Genomic DNA, 18,495 nt, shown 5'->3' on the forward strand with positions numbered 1-18,495 from the left:
AAGGCGGTTCATTTTTATGCCGACCCGCCGAGGGACGGCTATCTTAGCAGTCAGCCTTTGATGTGAGTATTTTTAGATGGCAAAAGGTTTGTTTTCCTGGCTGGGTTTCGGCCGCAAGAAAGAAGAGGCTGAGGCCGTTCCATCGCAGGCGCCCGACGCTACCCCGGCGGTAGTCGAGTCGGAGGCCGCCGCTGTTCCCGCGCCTGTCGCCGATGTTGCCCCGGCTGATGCCCCCACCGCCAAGCCCGAAGCGCCGCTGAGTGGCCCTGACGAAGGCCCCCTGGTTGTGGAAGAGCCGGAGGGCGAGCTTGAGCCCGTCATCGTCAATGAGGCCTTGATCTCAACCGAAGCTCAGGTCGCAGAAGAAGCCATTGTCGCCGCCGAAGCCCGCGCTTTGGAAGAGGCCCGTATTGCCGCCGAGGCTCGCGCCGCAGAAGAAGCCCGTGTTGCCGCCGAGGCTCGCGCCGCAGAAGAAGCCCGTATTGCCGCCGAGGCTCGTGCCGCAGAAGAAGCCCGTATTGCCGCCGAAGCTCGCGCCGCAGAAGAAGCCCGTATTGCCGCCGAGGCTCGTGCCGCAGAAGAAGCCCGTATTGCCGCCGAGGCCCGCGCTGCGGAAGAGGCTCGCATCGCTGCCGAAGCCCGCGCCGCAGAAGAAGCCCGTATTGCTGCCGAGGCCCGCGCTGCGGAAGAGGCTCGCATCGCTGCCGAAGCCCTTGCCGCGGAAGAAGCCCGTATTGCCGCCGAGGCTCGCGCCGCAGAAGAAGCCCGTATTGCCGCCGAAGCTCAGGCTGCCGAGGAAGCCCGTGTCGCCAAAGAGGCCCAGCGAGCGGAAGATTTGCGTCTGGTCGCCGCGATGGAGGCTGAGGCCGCCGCGCTGGCCGCTCTGCCACTGGCCGCCAAGGTGGACGACGACACTCAGGAGAAGCCGCAGCGGGAGGGCTTCTTTGCCCGCCTCAAGCGCAGCCTGGTGCGTACCAGGGAGAATATCGGTTCCGGTTTCTTCGGCCTGTTCCGTGGCAAGAAGATCGATGACGATCTGTTCGAAGAGCTGGAGACCCAGCTGCTGACCGCCGATCTTGGCGTCGACACCACCACCCGCATCATCGAGGGGCTGGTACAGCACGCGGATCGCAAGCAACTCAAGGACGCCGAGGCGCTCTACGGTCTGCTCAAACAGGACATGGGCGAGATGCTGGCCAAGGTCGAGCAGCCCCTGGTGATCGACACCAGCAAGAAGCCTTACGTCATCCTGATGGTCGGTGTGAACGGCGTCGGCAAGACCACCACCATCGGCAAGCTGGCCAAACAGTTCCAGGCCGAGGGCAAGAGCGTAATGCTGGCCGCTGGCGATACCTTCCGTGCCGCTGCGGTCGAGCAGCTGCAGGTGTGGGGTCAGCGCAACAACATTCCGGTGATTGCCCAGCACACCGGTGCCGACTCCGCCTCCGTCATCTATGACGCCATCGAGGCTGCCCGCTCCCGCGGGGCTGACGTGCTGATCGCCGATACCGCCGGCCGCCTGCAGAACAAGAGCAACCTGATGGAGGAGCTCAAGAAGGTGGTGCGGGTGATGAAGAAGCTGGACGATGCGGCGCCCCACGAGATCATGCTTACCCTGGACGCAGGCACCGGCCAGAACGCATTGAGCCAGGCCAAGCTGTTCAGCGAGGCGGTGGGCCTGACCGGCATCACCCTCACCAAGCTGGACGGCACTGCCAAGGGTGGTGTCATCTTCGCGGTGGCCGACAAGTTCCAGATCCCGATCCGCTACATCGGGGTGGGCGAGGGGATCGACGATCTGCGCCCGTTCGTCGCCAACGATTTTATCGAGGCGCTCTTCAGCCGCGAAGAATAAATCCGGCTGACATGAGTCGGCCCGGCCGTGACAAGCACGTGTTCCATACCCCGACTCCGGTCGGGGTATGTCACTATGAGGGCGCAGGCATGGCTCATCCAGGCAAGGGTGACATGTGGCATGCTTGTGACCGGTGTTGTCATCCAGGTGTTGTGCCGGTACGGGGGAGTGAGCGCCCCTTGCTTTATCCCGGTCGGGGTTTGTCAATCTCAGGGAACCGTTATGATTCGTTTTGACAAGGTCAGCAAGGTCTACAGTGGCGGTCATCAAGCGCTGCAAAAGGTCAGTTTTCACCTGCGCAAGGGGGAGATGGCCTTCCTGACCGGCCATTCGGGGGCGGGCAAGAGTACCCTCCTCAAGCTCATCAGCGTGATGGAACGGCCGACCGACGGCCGCGTCTTCTTCCACGGCGATGACGTCAGCCACATCCAGCGCAGTCAGATCCCCTACGTGCGCCGCCAGATCGGCATGATCTTCCAGGATCACCGCCTGTTGATGGATCGTACCGTGTTCGACAACGTCGCCCTGCCCCTGGTGATCGATGGCTACAGCCATGGGGACATCAACAAGCGGGTGGCGGCGGCGCTGGACAAGGTTGGGCTGCTCGGCAAGGAGCGCTACCAGCCGCGCATGCTCTCCGGTGGTGAGCAGCAACGGGTCGGCATCGCCCGCGCCATCGTCAACAAACCGCCGCTGCTGCTGGCGGACGAGCCGACCGGCAACCTGGATCCCCAACTTTCCATGGACATCATGCGCCTGTTCGAGGAGTTCAACCGCTTCGGCGTCTCCGTGCTGATTGCCACTCACGATCTGGGGCTGATCGCCCGGATGCGCTACCGCACCCTGACCCTCAAGGCGGGTCGCATGTATTCGTCCGGGGAGGATCGCTGATGGCTATTGTTCGTCATAAACAGCCGCCGTTGCGTCGTTTGATGATGTATGGAGTGGATCATGTGCGTCAGGCCTTTGCCAGCCTGGGTGAGCTGTGGCGCAACCCGCTCGCCTCCCTGATGACCCTGGCGGTGCTTGGCGTGAGTCTGGCGCTGCCTTCCTGTTTCCACGTATTGCTGAAGAATGCCGAAGTGGTAGAGGGGAGCTGGCAGACCAGCTCCCAGATCTCCCTCTATCTGCGCAAGGATCTGCCGGAGCAGAGCATCCTGGACATGAAGCAGCGGATCCTGCTCTATCCGGAAGTGGAGTCCGTCACTTATATGAACCGTGACGAGGCGCTCAGGGAATTTCGGGAGATCTCCGGTTTCGGTGATGCCCTGGATTATCTGGACAGCAACCCGCTGCCGCCGGTGCTGAGCGTGATCCCGGATCCGCGCTGGCAGAATCCGGAAGGGGCCGCCGAGCTGCTTGCCAAGCTGGAGAACGAGCCCGGTATCGAGCAGGGCAAGCTGGATCTGCAGTGGTTGACCCGGTTGCAGGGGATCATGAACCTGCTGCGCCACACCATTACAGGTATCGCGGTGTTGCTGCTCTCCGCCGTGTTGCTGATCGTGGGCAACACCCTGCGCCTGAATATCCTCAACCAGCGTTCCGAGATTGAAGTGCTCAAGCTGGTGGGTGCGACCGATGCCTTCATCCACCGTCCCTTCCTCTATACGGGCATCTGGTTCGGGGTCATCGGCGGCATGCTGGCCTGGTGGCTGACCGAGGTGATGGTGATCTGGAGCGAGGGGGTGGTGAAGGAGCTGGCGGGGCTCTACAACAGCAACTTTCGTCTGGTGGGGATGGGGGCGTTCGACGGCTTCAATCTCATACTGCTGGGCGCCCTGCTGGGGTTGATCGCCTCCTGGTTCTCGGTGCACAGGCACATTCGCGACATAGAACCGTCCTGATTAATTTGTCAGCATTTTAAAGCGCTGGATTTTGCGAACTGGATCAAGTAAAAGAGTGGCCCGTTTCTGGCACGGGCCACTTTCTCAGAGTAATCTGAATGGTGTCTGCGCCGAGGATCATATGTGGATCCTCTGAACCTTTTGATTTATCAATGGTCTATTGACTGCAACAGAATGAATACGGGTATGGCCCCTATGCCTTGCTCGTCTGACTTGGCAAGCATGTGAAGGTTGCGAGCTCCGCAACAATGGACTTAGCATGCTACTTTTCAGGGGTCCTTTACTGTGACCCCTTTTTTTTGACTGTTCATTTATGATTCATGCCGTCAGCCTAAGATAGGCCGGGTTCATGCTGGGGTGATGTATGATGCAGCACGCAGAATGATACCTGGTCGGTAGACACGTCTTCTCAGGGTGTTAGACTGATTCGATTGAAAAGTAAGAGGTAGAACATGGGAACTTCATTGCAACGCACTATGGCTCTGATTCCGCAAGGTAGTCTGGAAGGCTATATCCAGGCCGTCAACTCGATCCCTGTGCTGAGCGCAGAGGAAGAGCGCGAACTGGCGATGCGTCTGCAGCAGGATGGCGATCTCGAAGCTGCACGCCAGCTCGTTATGTCGCACCTGCGTTTTGTCGTTCACGTGGCCAAGAGCTACTCCGGCTATGGCCTGCCTCAGGCCGATCTGGTGCAGGAAGGCAACATCGGCCTGATGAAAGCCGTCAAACGCTTCGACCCGAGCGTGGGCGTGCGTCTGGTCTCCTTCGCCGTGCACTGGATCAAGGCCGAAATCCACGAATATGTGTTGCGCAACTGGCGCATGGTCAAGGTGGCGACCACCAAGGCCCAGCGCAAGCTGTTCTTCAACCTGCGCAAGTCCAAGAAGCGTCTGGGCTGGCTGAACCACGAAGAAGTGCAGGCCGTGGCTGCCGACCTCGGGGTATCCGCTGCCGACGTCACCGAGATGGAAGCGCGCATGAGCAATTACGATCAGGCTTTCGATCTGGTCGGTGACGATGAAGACGAGGGTGGCTTCGCGCCGGTGCACTATCTGGAAGACAAATCTTCCGATCTCGCCGCGAACATCGAGAACGACAACTGGGACAGCCATGCCACCCGTCGTCTGAGTGCGGCCATGGCGACCCTGGACGAGCGCAGCCAGCACATCATCCGTGCCCGCTGGCTCGATGACGAGAGCAAGACCACCCTGCAGGAGCTGGCCGATACTTACGGCGTCTCGGCCGAGCGGGTGCGCCAGCTTGAGAAAAACGCGCTCAAGAAGCTGAAAGATGCCATGGATGCCTGACGGCCTCCTCCGGTAAGAAGCAGGGCCTGATGGCCCTGTTTTTGTTTTGCGGGGATCTGGTCGGCCTTGCCTTGGTTACCCTTGTGTATGGTATGTTGCCGCCATTGCCACAGTAGGGAGAGCAGAAGTGAAACTGTTGAACGACTTGTTTACCAACAACCGCGAGTGGGCGGAACGGATCAAGGCCGAGGATCCCAATTTCTTCGCTACCCTGTCCGCCCAGCAGGCACCCGAGTACCTCTGGATCGGCTGTTCCGACAGCCGGGTTCCCGCCAACCAGCTGATGGGGCTCTTGCCGGGGGACGTCTTTGTCCACCGCAACGTCGCCAACCTGGTGGTGCACACCGACTTCAACTGCCTCTCGGTGCTGCAATACGCGGTGGAGGTGCTCAAGGTGAAGCACATCATCGTCTGCGGCCACTATGGCTGCGGTGGGGTCAAGGCTGCGATGCAGAACCAGGAGCTGGGTCTCATCGACAACTGGCTGCGCAACATCAAGGACGTCTACTTCAAATACGGCGAACAGCTCGAAGCCATCGAGGATGAGCACGAGCGCTTCGACTACCTGTGCGAGCTGAACGTGGCCGAGCAGGTCGCCAACGTCTGTCACACCACCATCATCCAGAATGCCTGGCGCAAGGGGCAGGAGCTGGCGGTGCACGGCTGGATCTACGGCATCAAGGATGGCCTGCTGCACGATCTCGATCTCTGCATCAGCGGCCCTGACCAGATCCCGGACGTCTATCGCGCCTGGCCGGACATGCGTCCGCCCCATCGTCGCCGCTGAGGACCATCCGGTGGCTCCTGCGCTCTACCTTCAGATAAAGCAGCACATCCTGGACGGGATCCGCGAACGCCACTATCAGGCGGGCGACCGGATCCCGACCGAGGCCGCCCTGTGCGAGCAGTTTGCCGTGAGCCGCATGACGGTGAACAAGGCGCTGCGTGAGCTGGTGGCCGAAGGCTGGCTGGTGCGCACCGCCGGATCCGGCAGTTTCGTGGCCGACAGGCGTACCGAGTCGCCGCTCCTGGCGATTCGCAATATTGCAGACGAGATCGCCGAGCGGGGCAGCGAGTACAGCGCGCGGGTGATCCGGCTGCAACGTCAGGCCGCCGACGAGAAAGTGGCGGTGCGTCTGGGCCTGCGGGTCGGGGCGCCCACCTTTCACAGCCTCATCGTCCATCAGGCCGATGGGGAGCCGCTGCAACTGGAGGAGCGCTTCGTCGATGCCGAGCGACTGCCCGGCTATGGCGAGCAGGATTTCACCCAGCAGACGCCAAACAGCTATCTGATGGAGATCTGCCCCCTCTCCGAGATGGAGCACGTGGTAGAAGCCGTGTTGCCGAGTGCTGGTGAAGCCGGACTGCTGCAAGTGAGGGTCGACACCCCCTGCCTGCTGCTGCACCGGCGCACCTGGTCAGACGGCTGTCTGGTCTCCTATGCCAGATTGTTGTCGCCGGGTTCCCGCTACAAGCTGAGCTCCAAGACGCGCCTCGCATAATTGTATATACAAATTAAGCATTTAAAAGCCCACCTCTCGGTGGGCTTTTTTGTGCTTACACTCTAATAAAGCCGCTGTTATCAAGATGTGAACTTGATCCTTCCTTTCTTTTCAGAGATCGGCTATAAATTATTGTATATACATTTAGAGGTCGGTATGAACAAGGAACTGTTGAACTGCGAGCGGGTCTGGCTCAACGTGACACCCGCCACCCTGCGCCCCGATCTGGCGGACTACGGCCTGCTGGAGCCCCATGCCCTTGGCGTGCGGGATGGCAAGATCCACGCTCTGGTCCCCATGCAGGATCTCAAGGGCCCCTATGCCGCCTCCTGGCAGGACATGAAGGGGAAGCTGGTCACCCCCGGTCTTATCGATTGTCACACCCACCTCATCTTCGCCGGCAGCCGCGCCGAAGAGTTCGAACTTCGCCAGAAGGGAGTCCCCTATGCGGATATTGCCCGCAAGGGGGGCGGTATCATCAGCACGGTGCGCGCCACCCGGTCAGCCAGCGAGGAGCGGCTCTATGAGCTGGCGTTGCCGCGGATCAAGTCCCTGATCCGGGAAGGGGTCACCACAGTCGAAATCAAGTCCGGCTACGGCCTCACCCTGGAAGACGAGCTCAAGATGTTGCGGGTGGCCCGTCGTCTGGGAGAGGCGCAACCCATCCGGGTCAAGACCACGCTGCTGGCGGCCCATGCGGTGCCGCCGGAGTATCGCGACGATCCCGACTCCTGGGTCGAGACCATCTGCCAGGAGATCATCCCGGCGGCGGCCGAGGCAGGTCTCGCGGATGCGGTGGATGTCTTCTGCGAGCACATCGGCTTCTCCCTTGCCCAGACCGAGCAGGTCTATCTGGCGGCGGATCAGTACAACCTCGCGGTGAAAGGGCACATGGATCAGCTCTCCAACCTGGGGGGCAGCACGCTCGCCGCCCACTTCGGCGCCCTCTCTGTGGATCACCTGGAGTACCTGGATCAGGACGGGATCCAGGCGCTGGCCCACCGTGGCGTGGTCGCCACCCTGCTGCCCACCGCTTTCTATTTCCTCAAGGAGACCAAGCTGCCCCCGGTCGCCGCCTTGCGCAAGGCGGGGGTACCCATGGCTGTCTCTTCCGACATCAACCCGGGCACGGCCCCCATCGTCTCCCTGCGCATGGCCATGAACATGGCTTGCACCCTGTTTGGCCTGACCCCGGTGGAGGCCATGGCCGGGGTGACCCGCCACGCCGCCAGGGCGCTCGGTGAGCAGGAACGGCTGGGGCAGCTCAAGGTCGGCATGCTGGCGGATTTCCTTGTCTGGAACTGCGGCCATCCGGCCGAGCTCAGCTACCTCATCGGTGTCGATCAGCTGGTGAGCCGTGTGGTCAACGGGGAGGAGACCCTTCATGGATAAGTTCAACGGGATCGACATGTCGGTCTGGCAGGGGCGTCAGGATCCCGAAGACGGCGAGCTGGCCCTGCGCTGGCACGATAGGGTGCAACCCTGGCAGGGGAATCGCGAACCCGGCGTGGTGCTGCTCGGCTTTGCCTGTGACGAAGGGGTGCGCCGCAACAAGGGGCGGGTCGGTGCGGCCGGTGCACCGCTGGCGGTGCGCAAGCTGCTGACCAACACGGCCTGGCATCTGGGAGCCCCCGTCTATGACGGCGGGGATCTGGCCTGTGAGGACGGCGATCTCGATGCCGCCCACGGGCGCTTGGCCGAGCGGGTCGCGAGTGCGCTGGATCAGGGGCACTTCCCCCTGGTGCTGGGAGGCGGCCACGAGGTGGCGTTTGGCAGCTGGAGCGGCCTGAACCGTCATCTTGGTGGCGAAGGGCGGGTCGGGATCATCAATTTCGACGCCCACTTCGATCTACGCATGAAACAGGAGCAGGCGAGCTCGGGCACCCCCTTCTTCCAGATTGCCGAGCAGTGCGCTGCCCAGGGCACCCCCTTTCACTATGCCTGTCTCGGGGTGGCTGAAACCGCCAATACCGCGGCGCTCTTTGCCCGCGCCGAGGCGCTGGGAGTCTGGCACGTGCTGGACGAGGCGATGACGCCGACCGAGCTGCCAGTCTTGCTAGGCGGGCTGGATGCCTTCATAGCCCGTTGCGACCACCTCTATCTCACCATCGATCTCGACGTGCTGCCGGCGGCGGTGATGCCGGGAGTGAGCGCTCCCGCCGCTCGCGGCGTGGAGCTGGCGGTCATCGAACCGCTTATCGCCCATATCCGGGCCAGCGGCAAGCTCAGGCTCGCCGATCTGGCTGAGTACAACCCGAACCTGGATCAGGACAACCGCAGTGCCCGCGTGGCCGCGCGCCTGGTTCACCAGTTGACCAAGTAGTGGCGCACCGCGCCGCCTGACTGCATCGCTAAACAAGGAGTGTCTATGTCTGTACAACACCAGGATCCCCGCCACGATCCGAGCCGCGTGATCCGTGCTCCCCACGGCACCCAGCTGACCGCCAAGAGCTGGCTCACCGAAGCGCCATTGCGGATGCTGATGAACAACCTGGATCCGGATGTTGCCGAGCATCCCCAGTCCCTGGTGGTGTACGGCGGCATCGGCCGCGCCGCCCGCAACTGGGCCTGCTATGACAAGATCGTCGAGGTACTGACCCGGCTCGAGGACGATCAGACCCTGCTGGTGCAATCCGGCAAGCCGGTCGGGGTGTTCCAGACCCACAAGGATGCGCCGCGGGTGCTCATCGCCAACTCCAACCTGGTGCCCCACTGGGCCAACTGGGAGCACTTCAACGAGCTCGATAAAAAGGGTTTGATGATGTACGGCCAGATGACTGCTGGCTCCTGGATCTACATCGGCACCCAGGGCATCGTGCAGGGCACCTACGAGACCTTCTTCGCGGTGGCGAACCAGCACTTCAATGGCGAGCCCAAAGGCCGCTGGATCCTGACCGGGGGCCTGGGTGGCATGGGCGGTGCCCAGCCCCTTGCTGCCACCATGGCCGGTTTCTCCATGATCGCCGTGGAGTGCGACGAGACCCGTATCGATTTCCGTCTGCGTACCCGCTACGTCGACAAGAAGGCCCACAGCCTAGATGAGGCGCTGGCCATGATCGAGGAGGCCAAACGCAGCGGCACCGCCGTCTCCGTCGGCCTGCTCGGCAACGCCGCCGACGTCTTCGCCGAGCTGGTGGCTCGCGGCATCACGCCGGACGTGGTGACCGACCAGACCTCCGCCCATGACCCGGTACACGGCTACCTGCCCCAGGGCTGGAGTGTGGCCCAATGGCGCGATCTGCAAAAGAGCGCACCGGACGAGGTCAACGTGGCGGCTCGCCGCTCCATGGCCCGTCAGGTCGAAGCCATGCTGACCCTGCAATCCCGCGGCGCCGCCACGCTCGATTACGGCAACAACATCCGTCAGATGGCGCTGGAAGAGGGGGTCAAGAATGCCTTCGACTTCCCGGGCTTCGTGCCGGCCTACATCCGCCCGCTGTTCTGCGAGGGCATTGGCCCGTTCCGCTGGGTGGCGCTCTCCGGCGACCCGGAAGACATCTACAAGACCGACCAGAAGGTAAAAGAGCTGATCCCGGACGATCCCCACCTGCACAACTGGCTCGACATGGCCCGCGAGCGCATCGCCTTCCAGGGCCTGCCGGCGCGGATCTGCTGGGTTGGCGTCAAGGATCGGGTGCGCCTGGGCCTGGCCTTCAATGAGATGGTGAAGAATGGCGAGCTGAAGGCTCCGGTCGTCATCGGCCGTGACCACCTTGACTCCGGCTCGGTGGCGAGCCCGAACCGCGAGACCGAATCCATGATGGATGGTTCCGACGCCGTTTCCGACTGGCCGCTGCTCAACGCCCTGCTCAACACCGCCGGCGGCGCGACCTGGGTTTCCCTGCACCACGGTGGCGGTGTGGGCATGGGCTTCTCCCAGCACTCCGGCGTGGTGATCGTCTGTGACGGCACCGACGATGCCGCCAAGCGGGTCGGCCGCGTGCTGCGCAACGACCCGGCCACCGGGGTGATGCGTCACGCCGACGCCGGCTACGAGATTGCCATCAACTGTGCCGTTGAGGCGAAACTGGATCTGCCGATGATCGACGCCACCGGCAAAGGGGTGAAATAAGATGTTCGAACTCAATCTGCAACCGGGCAAACTCTGCCTCGCCACCCTGCGCCGTGTCAGCCGTGAGCCGGTACATGTCAGCCTGGATCCGGCTGCCCTGGCGGGGATCCACGCCTCCGCCGCCGTGGTCACCAAGGTGATCGAGCAAAACCGGGTGGTCTACGGCATCAACACCGGCTTTGGCCTGCTGGCCAACACCCGCATTCCGGTGGAGCAGCTGGACGAGCTGCAGCGTTCCATCGTGCTCTCCCATGCGGCAGGGATTGGCGAGTACATGGAGGACGCCACCGTACGGTTGATGATGGTGCTCAAGGTCAACTCGCTCGCCCGTGGCTTCTCCGGCATCCGGCTGACGGTGCTCGAGGCCCTGATGACCCTTATCAACGCCGAGGTCTACCCCGTGGTGCCGAAGAAGGGCTCCGTCGGCGCTTCCGGCGATCTGGCGCCCCTGGCCCATATGAGCTGCCTGCTGATCGGTGAAGGCAAGGCCCGTCACAAGGGTGAGCTGATCGACGCCGCCACTGCCCTGAAGATTGCCGGGCTGGAGCCCATTGCCCTGGCGCCGAAAGAGGGGCTGGCCCTGCTCAACGGCACCCAGGCGAGCACCGCCTTCGCGCTGGAAGGGCTGTTCCATGCCGAGGATCTCTACGCCGGTGCCATCACCATCGGTGCCATGAGCGTTGAAGCGGCGCTGGGCAGCCGCCGGCCGTTCGATGCCCGCATCCACGAGGTGCGCGGTCAGCGCGGCCAGATCGATGCGGCCGCCTGCTACCGCCACCTGCTGGTGGACGGCAGCGAGATCGGCATGTCCCACCACAACTGCGAGAAGGTGCAGGATCCTTACTCCCTGCGCTGTCAGCCCCAGGTGATGGGTGCCTGCCTGACCCAGATCCGTCAGGCCGCCGAGGTGCTGGTGTGCGAGGCGAACGCGGTCTCCGACAACCCCCTGGTGTTTGCCGAGGATGAGGAGATCATCTCCGGCGGCAACTTCCACGCAGAACCCGTGGCCTTTGCCGCCGACAACCTGGCCCTGGCCATCGCCGAGATCGGGTCGCTGTCCGAGCGGCGCATGGCGCTGCTCATCGACTCGCGTATGTCCGGCCTGCCGGCCTTCCTGGTGAACAACGGCGGGGTGAACTCCGGTTTCATGATCGCCCAGGTCACTTCGGCGGCGCTCGCCTCCGAGAACAAGACCCTGGCCCACCCGGCCTCGGTGGACAGCCTGCCCACCTCGGCCAACCAGGAGGACCACGTCTCCATGGCCACCTTTGCCGGTCGCCGGCTGGCGGACATGGCCGAGAACACCCGTGGCATCCTGGCGGTGGAACTGCTGGCAGCGGCCCAGGGGCTCGACTTCCGCGCACCCCTGCGCTCCACCGAGCTCATCGAGCTGGCCAAGGGCCGTCTGCGGGAAGAGGTCAGCTTCTATGACAAGGACAGGTACTTTGCACCGGACATCGAGGCGGCCGCCGCCCTGCTGGGCCGTGCCAGCTACAACGACCTGATCCCGGCCGGGACTCTGCCCAGCCTCTGAATTGGAGCTTGAGCAACCATAAAAAAGACCGCCCATGGGGCGGTCTTTTCATTTCCGTCTCCCGCGCTCCGCGTCGGGGCCATCGGAAGCGCGCTGCGCAGAGTGGCAGCAGGCAGGTGGTGGCGGCCTTATCCGTGTTCAAACATCCGGAACAGATAAACCACGAACAGCACTGGGGTGAGTGCTGGCAGCCTTATCCGTGTTCAAACATCAGGAACAGGTAAACGACAAACAGCACAAGATGGGTGGCGCCGTGCAGGGCGTGGGTGCGGCCGCTGCTGAAGGTCACTTTACAGACCATGAGGGTGGTGATGAGCAGCACCATGTCGGCAGGGGAGAGGCCCAGGCGCACTTCCTGCCCCATCAGGGAGCCGATGAAGAGCACGGAGGGTACCGTGAGGGCGATGGTGGCCAGCACGGAGCCGAAGTAGAGATTCATGGCCCGCTGCAACTGGTTGTTGAAGGCCGCCTTGATGGCGCCGACCGCTTCGGGGGCCAGTACGATACAGGCGACGATGAAGCCACCCAGTGCCATCGGGGCTTCCATCACGTGCACCCCGTAGTTGATGGGGATAGCCAGGGTCTTGGCCAGCAGGATGACCACCACCAGGTAGGCGAGCAGCAAGAGGGTGTGATAGACGTTGCTCTGCAGCGGGCCGTGGTGATCCTCGAGATCCTCGTGATCGCTGTCGACGAAGAAGTGGCTGTGGCTGCGGGTCTGGATCAGCAGGAAAACACCATAGAGCAGGATGGAGATGATGATCAGCATCCATGACATGGCCTTGGAGAGGCTGCCCAGGGTGCCGCCCTGGGTGAAGTTCGGCAGGACCAGACAGAGCAGTGCCAGGGGAATGATGGCCACCAGATAGGATTTGACCCCGTCCAGATTGAAGTTCTGGGTGTGATAGCGCCAGCCGCCAAACAGCAGGGTGAAGCCCACCAGACCGTTGGTGACCAGCATCACCACCGCGAACATGGTGTCGCGGGCCATGGTGGGATTGGGATCGCCGGTCAGCATGACGGAGGAGATCATCACCACTTCCAGGGAGATGACCGAGAGGGTCAGGATCAGGGTACCGAAGGGTTCCCCGAGCTTGATGGCGAGGGCGTCAGAGTGACGCACGACGGAGAAGATGGCCCAGGTCACGATGGCAAGCAGGGCCAGCGACACCGGCAGGTAGACCGCAAGGGGGGTTGTCTCTGCCAGCAGGTCGCTCCCCAGGGTTTTGAAGAAGAGCAGGGTCAGCAGACCGGCAGGCAGAGCAATCTCTTGTCGGATAAAAGACTTCATAGGCAGTGGTTCTCATCTCGGGGCGGCCTCGGCCGACGGGGTATGGAGCGACTTGGTGCACCCAGGGTGCACAGACCCATGATAAGGGGAGATGCTCCTCATGCGGAGCATCATTTTGTTGCAAAGGGTGAGAGGCGGGGCAGGTACCGCCTCAGTGCGGGTCGGAGGGGCTGGTTGTCTCGCCCTCTTGCCATGCCATCAGCCAGATCTTCAGTTTGCTCAGGGGCATGGGCTTGGCATAGACGTAGCCCTGGATCAGGTGGACTCCGTGGCGATGCAGATAATCCACCTGCTCCTGGGTTTCGACCCCTTCGGCGATCATCTCCATGCCCGATTTGAGGCCGAAAGCGATGGTGGCATCCAGCACGCTGCGTTTGAGGTCGTCCGTGCCTATGGTATCCACGAACATCTTGTCGATCTTGATCTGGCGAATGCCGAGCCGTTGCAGGTAGGCAAAGCCGCCATAGCCGGTGCCGAAGTCATCCAGCTTGAAGTGATAGCCCCTCTCCTGCAGAGCAGCGATCTCCGCCATGGCCCCCTGGATGTGCTTGATGGGATCCCGCTCGGTGAGTTCGAAGGTGAGGCGGGCCGGCGAGGGCCAGCCATGGCGCTGCAACTGGGTGCGCAGACGAGGTTGCTCGATATGGCCCGCCACCAGATTGACGCTGACCCACTGGTGCGGGGCCAGGACGGGGAGATCCGCCAGGATGCGCTCCAGCAGTTGATCCGTCATCGGCAGGATCAGCCCCTGCTCCTCCGCATAGGCGATGAAGGTGCCTGGCGACACCAAATCCCGTCCTCGCTGCCAGCGCAGCAAGGCCTCGAATCCCACCACCCTTCGGTTTCTGCTGTCCACTATGGGCTGATAGAAGGGGATGAACTCCCGCCGAGCCAGCCCTCTTTGCAGCAATCCTTTGAGGGAGCGCCGGTAGTTTCTAAGGCTCCAGTAGAGGGCCGCCAGCAGCGCCCCCAGCGCCCCGGCCGACCAGAGGCCATAACGGTGTATCTGTGAGCGGGCGTAGCGTTTCAGTGCCTCGCCAGCCCAGAGGGTCTGTTCCACCTGATGCTGGGGGTCGAAACTGAGCAGCCGCATCGGGTGTGCCTCTTCTCGAATGTGCTTGTTGCCACGGGGGAAAAAGAGCCCGGACTGGGTCGGGTGCTTGTGGTTGAACTCCAGGTAGAAACAGTCGTTGCAGGGGGTGCGCAGCAGCTCATGGCTCCAGCTGCTGTCGAGCACCCAATAGGCCAGATTGCCGTTGCGTCTCGCATAGACCAGGGTTTCGCGTTCGGTATCGAACATGGGGGCCGTGCTGGAAATATGAAAGTCGGGGGAGACCGGTATGCCGGCGTCGGCAAGCTGGGGCAGGGCGGGGCCCAGGGTGGAGCAGCCGCTCCCGTTGGCAAGCTGCAGGCCGGCCAGGCGAATATGGCGGTTGTAATACTGGGGTGAGCGCAGCAGCGCCATGTCTTTGGGGCCGCAATCGAAGGCAAAGTGGGCGAGTTGAGCGGGGACATCGTGATCCAGGAGCTGGTTGCGCTCCTGCTGGTAGTCGAGCAGAGCCCTTTCCTTTGTCTGCAACAGGTGGTGAGCCAGCTTGTCGCTCAACAGGGGGGTGAGCAACAGCATCAGCAGCGGGGGCAAACAGAAGAGGCCCAGAGGAATCCATAACGGAGATCGTGCAGACATGGTGGGCCCCCTTCTTCCCTGAAATGAAACAACCCGATTGAGACTCAAGCATCATAGCATTAGCTGCATCGATTTGAGCCAAGTTGGTCACACTTGGAACAAAAACGATAATTAATTGATAAATAAAGGATATGGCTACACACCTGAACAAGATTCAATCGCTGACCTGTCATAAATGACAATTGTCCAGCTTATCTGAAGTGGCTAAAGTAGCGGTGCGGTTTGACTCACCGTGTGTTCAATACTCCTGTATCTATTTTTGTCAGTAGCACAGAGTGTTAGTTTTGATATGAGTGTTTCTTTTGGTCCCCGTTGTGGGACCATTTTTCTGTCCGCTCCTCAGCCTGTGTCCCCTCGTTCTCTCCCTTGATGCCTCTTTTGCGGCCCGCACAACGGCGCCGCATGACGCATCCGCCCGCTTATTTGTAGAAGCGGGATCTTCATCCATAGGCGGCGTTTGGTCTGGGCTGATACCATGAGGCCCTATGGATGCTGTCGGCTACGGAAAGGCACATGAAACTGACCACTCAACTCGTCTCTTTTATTACGCTGTGCGTGATCTCGGCCATGGCCATGGTGATGCTCGGCGGGGTCTTCAGTTTTCGCCAGATGGGAATGGAGCTGCAGCAGAACCGTGTCGACTCCCTGGTGGAGATCATCGACAAGCAGCTCGGGGTGACCGATGACCAGCAAGCCCTTGCCCGCTGGCTGCCCTCCCTGTTGCGGGCCTCCCATGTGGTGGAGCTGGAGATCCGTCAGGACAAGCAGCGGGTCTACTGGTTTCGCGATGTGCAACAGCAGACGGACGAGAGCCTGCTGATCGCCTACAGCGAGGCGATCCCCAATCAGGCCGGGATGCGGGCCGAGTTCAAGCTGGACAGGCCGTTCAAGGAGTTCGAGTACTCCATGAAGGCGATGTTCGGCATCTCTCTGGGTATCTTCATCGTGGTGTTCGGGCTCTGGTACTCCATCCGCTGGCTCCGTCAGCAGTTGCGCGGTGCCGAGCTGCTGGCGGAGCGTGCCCAGCTGATCCTGGATGGCAAGCTGACCAAGCTGGCCCATGACCCTGCCGAGGAGTGGCCTGTTTCGGCCAGTCAGGCCCTCACCCATCTGCTGACCGAGCTGGCCGACGCCCGCAAGGAGCGCAGCCGCTTCGACAACTTCATCCGCAGCAACGCCTTCGTCGACAAGACGACGGGCATCGGCAACCGCCTCTTCTTCGACAACCGGCTGGAGAGCGCCATCATGGAAGCAAGCGTGATCAGCGGCGGTGTGCTGCTGATCGAGCTGGCCGGTCTGGAGGAGCTGGATCCCGAGCTGAGCGGGCGCCCGAGCCAGGAACTCCTGATGGAGGCGAGCGCCACCATCGCCGCCTTCGTGCGAAAGCACAGCGGAGCCCTGCAGGCGCGCTATGCCGGTCAGGTCTTTGCCGTGCTGCTGCCGAACATGTCAGAGAGCGAGATGGTGGACGGTGCCAGCCAGTTGCTCAAGAGTCTGCAGCGGCTGCACTGGCCCGAAGCGGTCAATGCCGACACCGCCGTCTATCTCGGCGCGGTCTGCTATCAGGCACAGGATTCCCTGCTCAAGGTGCAGGAAGAGGCAGAGCTGGCGCTCAAGAGCGCACGCCTGCAAGGACACAGCGGTTGGTTCCTGTTCGAGAAATCCCTCAACGAGGAGGCGAGCAGCAAGGGAACGGTGCGCTGGCGCACCCTGATCAGCCGTCGCATCGAGGAGCAGGGCATCGACTTCTACGTCCAGCCTGTGCAGCAGGAGCGGGATCAGGTGGTGTTGCAGCAGGAGCTGCTCATCCGCCTTCACGACGAGCAGGGCCGGGAGCTGCAGGCGGGGGTCTTCATGCCCATGGCGGAGAAGGCCGGTCTGCTGCTGCCGCTGGACAGGCTGGTGGTGGCCCGAGCCTTGCGACTGCTGCGCCAGCGACCGGCATCGAGCTGCCCCATCAGCCTCTCTCTGTGCGCCCAGAACCTGCTCACCCGCGAGTTCCAGCGCGAGCTCTTCTTCGAGCTGTTCCAGTTGCCGCGCAGTACCAACGAGGGGTTGATCCTGCAGTTGTCGGAGTCTCAGGTGACCCGCCACTACGAGGCCCTCAAGCGGCCGCTTCGGGCGATGCGCATGCTGGGGTGCAGGCTTGCCATCGATCATGCGGGCCAGGACGTGGTGAGCACCCAGTACATCAAGGAGTTCGAGATCCACTTCCTCAAGCTGCACCCCAGCCTGGTGCGGGAGATCCACCTGCGCCAGGTCAACCAGATGGCGGTACGCAGTCTGGTGGGGGGCTGTGCCAATACCCAGGCCCGGGTCATCGCGGTGGGGGTGGAGAGTGGCGACGAGTGGAAGATGCTGCGACACCTGGGCGTGCATGCCGGTCAAGGTCCCTGGTTTGCCGACCCCGAGCCCCTCAACCTGCCTGACTAGCGTCCCGGCCGGGGTGACAGGCGGCCCTGCTCCTGCAGGCCCGCCAGCCCCTGCAAGCCACCTGTGTGGATGAAGATGATCTTGCTGCCGCGCGCAATGCGGCCTGCCGCCAGTTCGCGAAACAGCCCCCACATCGCCTTGCCACTGTAGATGGGTTCCAGCGGCAAGCCGGTTTCGGCACTGAATGCCTGCACCCATTGCCAGAGTGCCGGACTGAACCTGGCATAGCCGCCGTCGTGGTGATCCAGCGCGATGCGCCAGCCTGGGGTGGTGGCCGCCGCCGGATGCAACCGGCATACCTCGCCGGTGATGAAATCGGCCCCCTTGAGCACGGCGATGGCCAGGATCTGCTCCTGCGCCCGCTTGCCCGCGATGAGCCCCGCCAGGGTGCCGCCGCTGGCGCAGGGCAGCACCCAGAGATCCGGCGAGAAGGGCACCTCGTCGACCAGCTCGGCCACCCCGGGGATGGCCAGCGGGCTGCTGCCTCCTTCCGGTACCAGCAGTGTGTCGTCATCCTCGAACCGGGCAAGCCATTCGGGATCCTGGCGCCGGCGATAGTCCTGCCGGTCGACAAAAACGAGATCCATGCCCCAGCCTTTGGCCGCTTTCAGGGTGGGATTGCTGACGGTATCCCCTTCACCGCGTATGATGCCCGTGGTGCGCAGTCCCAGTCTGAGTCCTGCTGCGGCCAGGGCGTGGATGTGATTGGAGTAGGCGCCGCCAAAGGAGAGGATGTGGCCCTTGCCCAGCATCTGTGCCTGTTGCAGATGGTATTTGAGCTTTCGCCACTTGTTGCCGGAGAGGGTCGGGTGGATGAGATCGTCCCGCTTGCACCAGAGCGTGACGTCATGGGCTGCCAGCAGAGGATGCCGGATCCGGTGCAGGGGGGAGGGGAGCTGAAGGGGGGCCATGGGATCGTCTCCCGTGGGTGCCAGCGTGGTCGTCGATGCGTCGTTTGTCATAAAGTTGG

General features: G+C 62.5%; 14 protein-coding genes. 11 read left to right on the forward strand and 3 right to left on the reverse strand.

Annotation, left to right across the window (positions count from 1 at the left end; all coding sequences use genetic code 11):
• The first annotated feature begins 76 nt into the window (after window positions 1-76).
• The 10 genes from ftsY to hutH all read left to right on the forward strand — a co-directional run bounded on the left by ftsY (window position 77) and on the right by hutH (window position 12,114).
• Window positions 77-1,855 (forward strand): signal recognition particle-docking protein FtsY, encoded by a 1,779-nt coding sequence (gene ftsY, locus AB5Y47_RS10880; RefSeq protein ID WP_216944792.1) that lies wholly within the window; start codon window positions 77-79, stop codon window positions 1,853-1,855.
• Window positions 1,856-2,077: 222 nt separating this feature from the next.
• Window positions 2,078-2,746: a cell division ATP-binding protein FtsE gene (gene ftsE, locus AB5Y47_RS10885; RefSeq protein ID WP_010672603.1), complete on the forward strand. Its 669-nt coding sequence runs from the start codon at window positions 2,078-2,080 to the stop codon at window positions 2,744-2,746.
• Complete coding sequence (gene ftsX, locus AB5Y47_RS10890; protein ID WP_029313524.1) at window positions 2,746-3,699, forward strand: permease-like cell division protein FtsX; 954 nt, start codon at window positions 2,746-2,748, stop codon at window positions 3,697-3,699. The genes ftsE and ftsX overlap by 1 nt, the downstream gene beginning before the upstream one ends.
• 452 nt (window positions 3,700-4,151) lie before the next feature.
• Complete coding sequence (rpoH, locus tag AB5Y47_RS10895) at window positions 4,152-5,006, forward strand: RNA polymerase sigma factor RpoH (RefSeq protein WP_029313526.1); 855 nt, start codon at window positions 4,152-4,154, stop codon at window positions 5,004-5,006.
• Between the two features lie 127 nt (window positions 5,007-5,133).
• The gene (can, locus tag AB5Y47_RS10900; protein WP_010672606.1) at window positions 5,134-5,793 is read left to right on the forward strand and encodes a carbonate dehydratase; all 660 of its coding nucleotides are present in this window, start codon (window positions 5,134-5,136) and stop codon (window positions 5,791-5,793) included.
• Window positions 5,794-5,803: 10 nt separating this feature from the next.
• Window positions 5,804-6,508, forward strand: a complete 705-nt coding sequence (hutC, locus tag AB5Y47_RS10905) for a histidine utilization repressor (protein WP_041212197.1) — start codon at window positions 5,804-5,806, stop codon at window positions 6,506-6,508.
• Window positions 6,509-6,664: 156 nt separating this feature from the next.
• Complete coding sequence (gene hutI, locus AB5Y47_RS10910; protein ID WP_201933874.1) at window positions 6,665-7,900, forward strand: imidazolonepropionase; 1,236 nt, start codon at window positions 6,665-6,667, stop codon at window positions 7,898-7,900.
• Window positions 7,893-8,831, forward strand: coding sequence for a formimidoylglutamase (gene hutG / locus AB5Y47_RS10915; RefSeq protein ID WP_201933872.1), 939 nt, complete (start codon window positions 7,893-7,895; stop codon window positions 8,829-8,831). Before hutI ends, hutG begins: the two co-directional genes overlap by 8 nt.
• A 45-nt stretch (window positions 8,832-8,876) precedes the next feature.
• Window positions 8,877-10,580 carry a urocanate hydratase gene (gene hutU, locus AB5Y47_RS10920; RefSeq protein ID WP_103244106.1) on the forward strand — a complete coding sequence of 568 codons (1,704 nt, stop codon included), beginning with the start codon at window positions 8,877-8,879 and terminating at the stop codon, window positions 10,578-10,580.
• Between the two features lies 1 nt (window position 10,581).
• Window positions 10,582-12,114, forward strand: coding sequence for a histidine ammonia-lyase (gene hutH / locus AB5Y47_RS10925; RefSeq protein WP_043154412.1), 1,533 nt, complete (start codon window positions 10,582-10,584; stop codon window positions 12,112-12,114).
• Between the two features lie 193 nt (window positions 12,115-12,307).
• On the opposite strand, the gene AB5Y47_RS10930 is transcribed toward hutH, so the two are convergent.
• Window positions 12,308-13,405, reverse strand: a complete 1,098-nt coding sequence (locus AB5Y47_RS10930; RefSeq protein ID WP_010672612.1) for a calcium:proton antiporter — start codon at window positions 13,403-13,405, stop codon at window positions 12,308-12,310.
• Window positions 13,406-13,556: 151 nt separating this feature from the next.
• Window positions 13,557-15,092, reverse strand: a complete 1,536-nt coding sequence (locus AB5Y47_RS10935) for an EAL domain-containing protein (RefSeq protein ID WP_368220229.1) — start codon at window positions 15,090-15,092, stop codon at window positions 13,557-13,559.
• 513 nt (window positions 15,093-15,605) lie between these two features.
• Here AB5Y47_RS10935 and AB5Y47_RS10940 point away from each other — a divergent pair.
• Window positions 15,606-17,525, forward strand: coding sequence for an EAL domain-containing protein (locus AB5Y47_RS10940; RefSeq protein ID WP_221436169.1), 1,920 nt, complete (start codon window positions 15,606-15,608; stop codon window positions 17,523-17,525).
• Here AB5Y47_RS10940 and AB5Y47_RS10945 read toward each other — a convergent pair.
• A complete protein-coding gene (locus AB5Y47_RS10945) occupies window positions 17,522-18,436 on the reverse strand; it encodes a 1-aminocyclopropane-1-carboxylate deaminase/D-cysteine desulfhydrase (RefSeq protein ID WP_050498262.1) in 915 nt (304 codons plus the stop codon). The genes AB5Y47_RS10940 and AB5Y47_RS10945 overlap by 4 nt on opposite strands.
• Window positions 18,437-18,495 lie beyond the last annotated feature (59 nt).

The sequence above is a fragment of the Aeromonas sp. R7-2 genome, assembly GCF_040908105.1.
GTDB lineage: Bacteria > Pseudomonadota > Gammaproteobacteria > Enterobacterales > Aeromonadaceae > Aeromonas > Aeromonas caviae.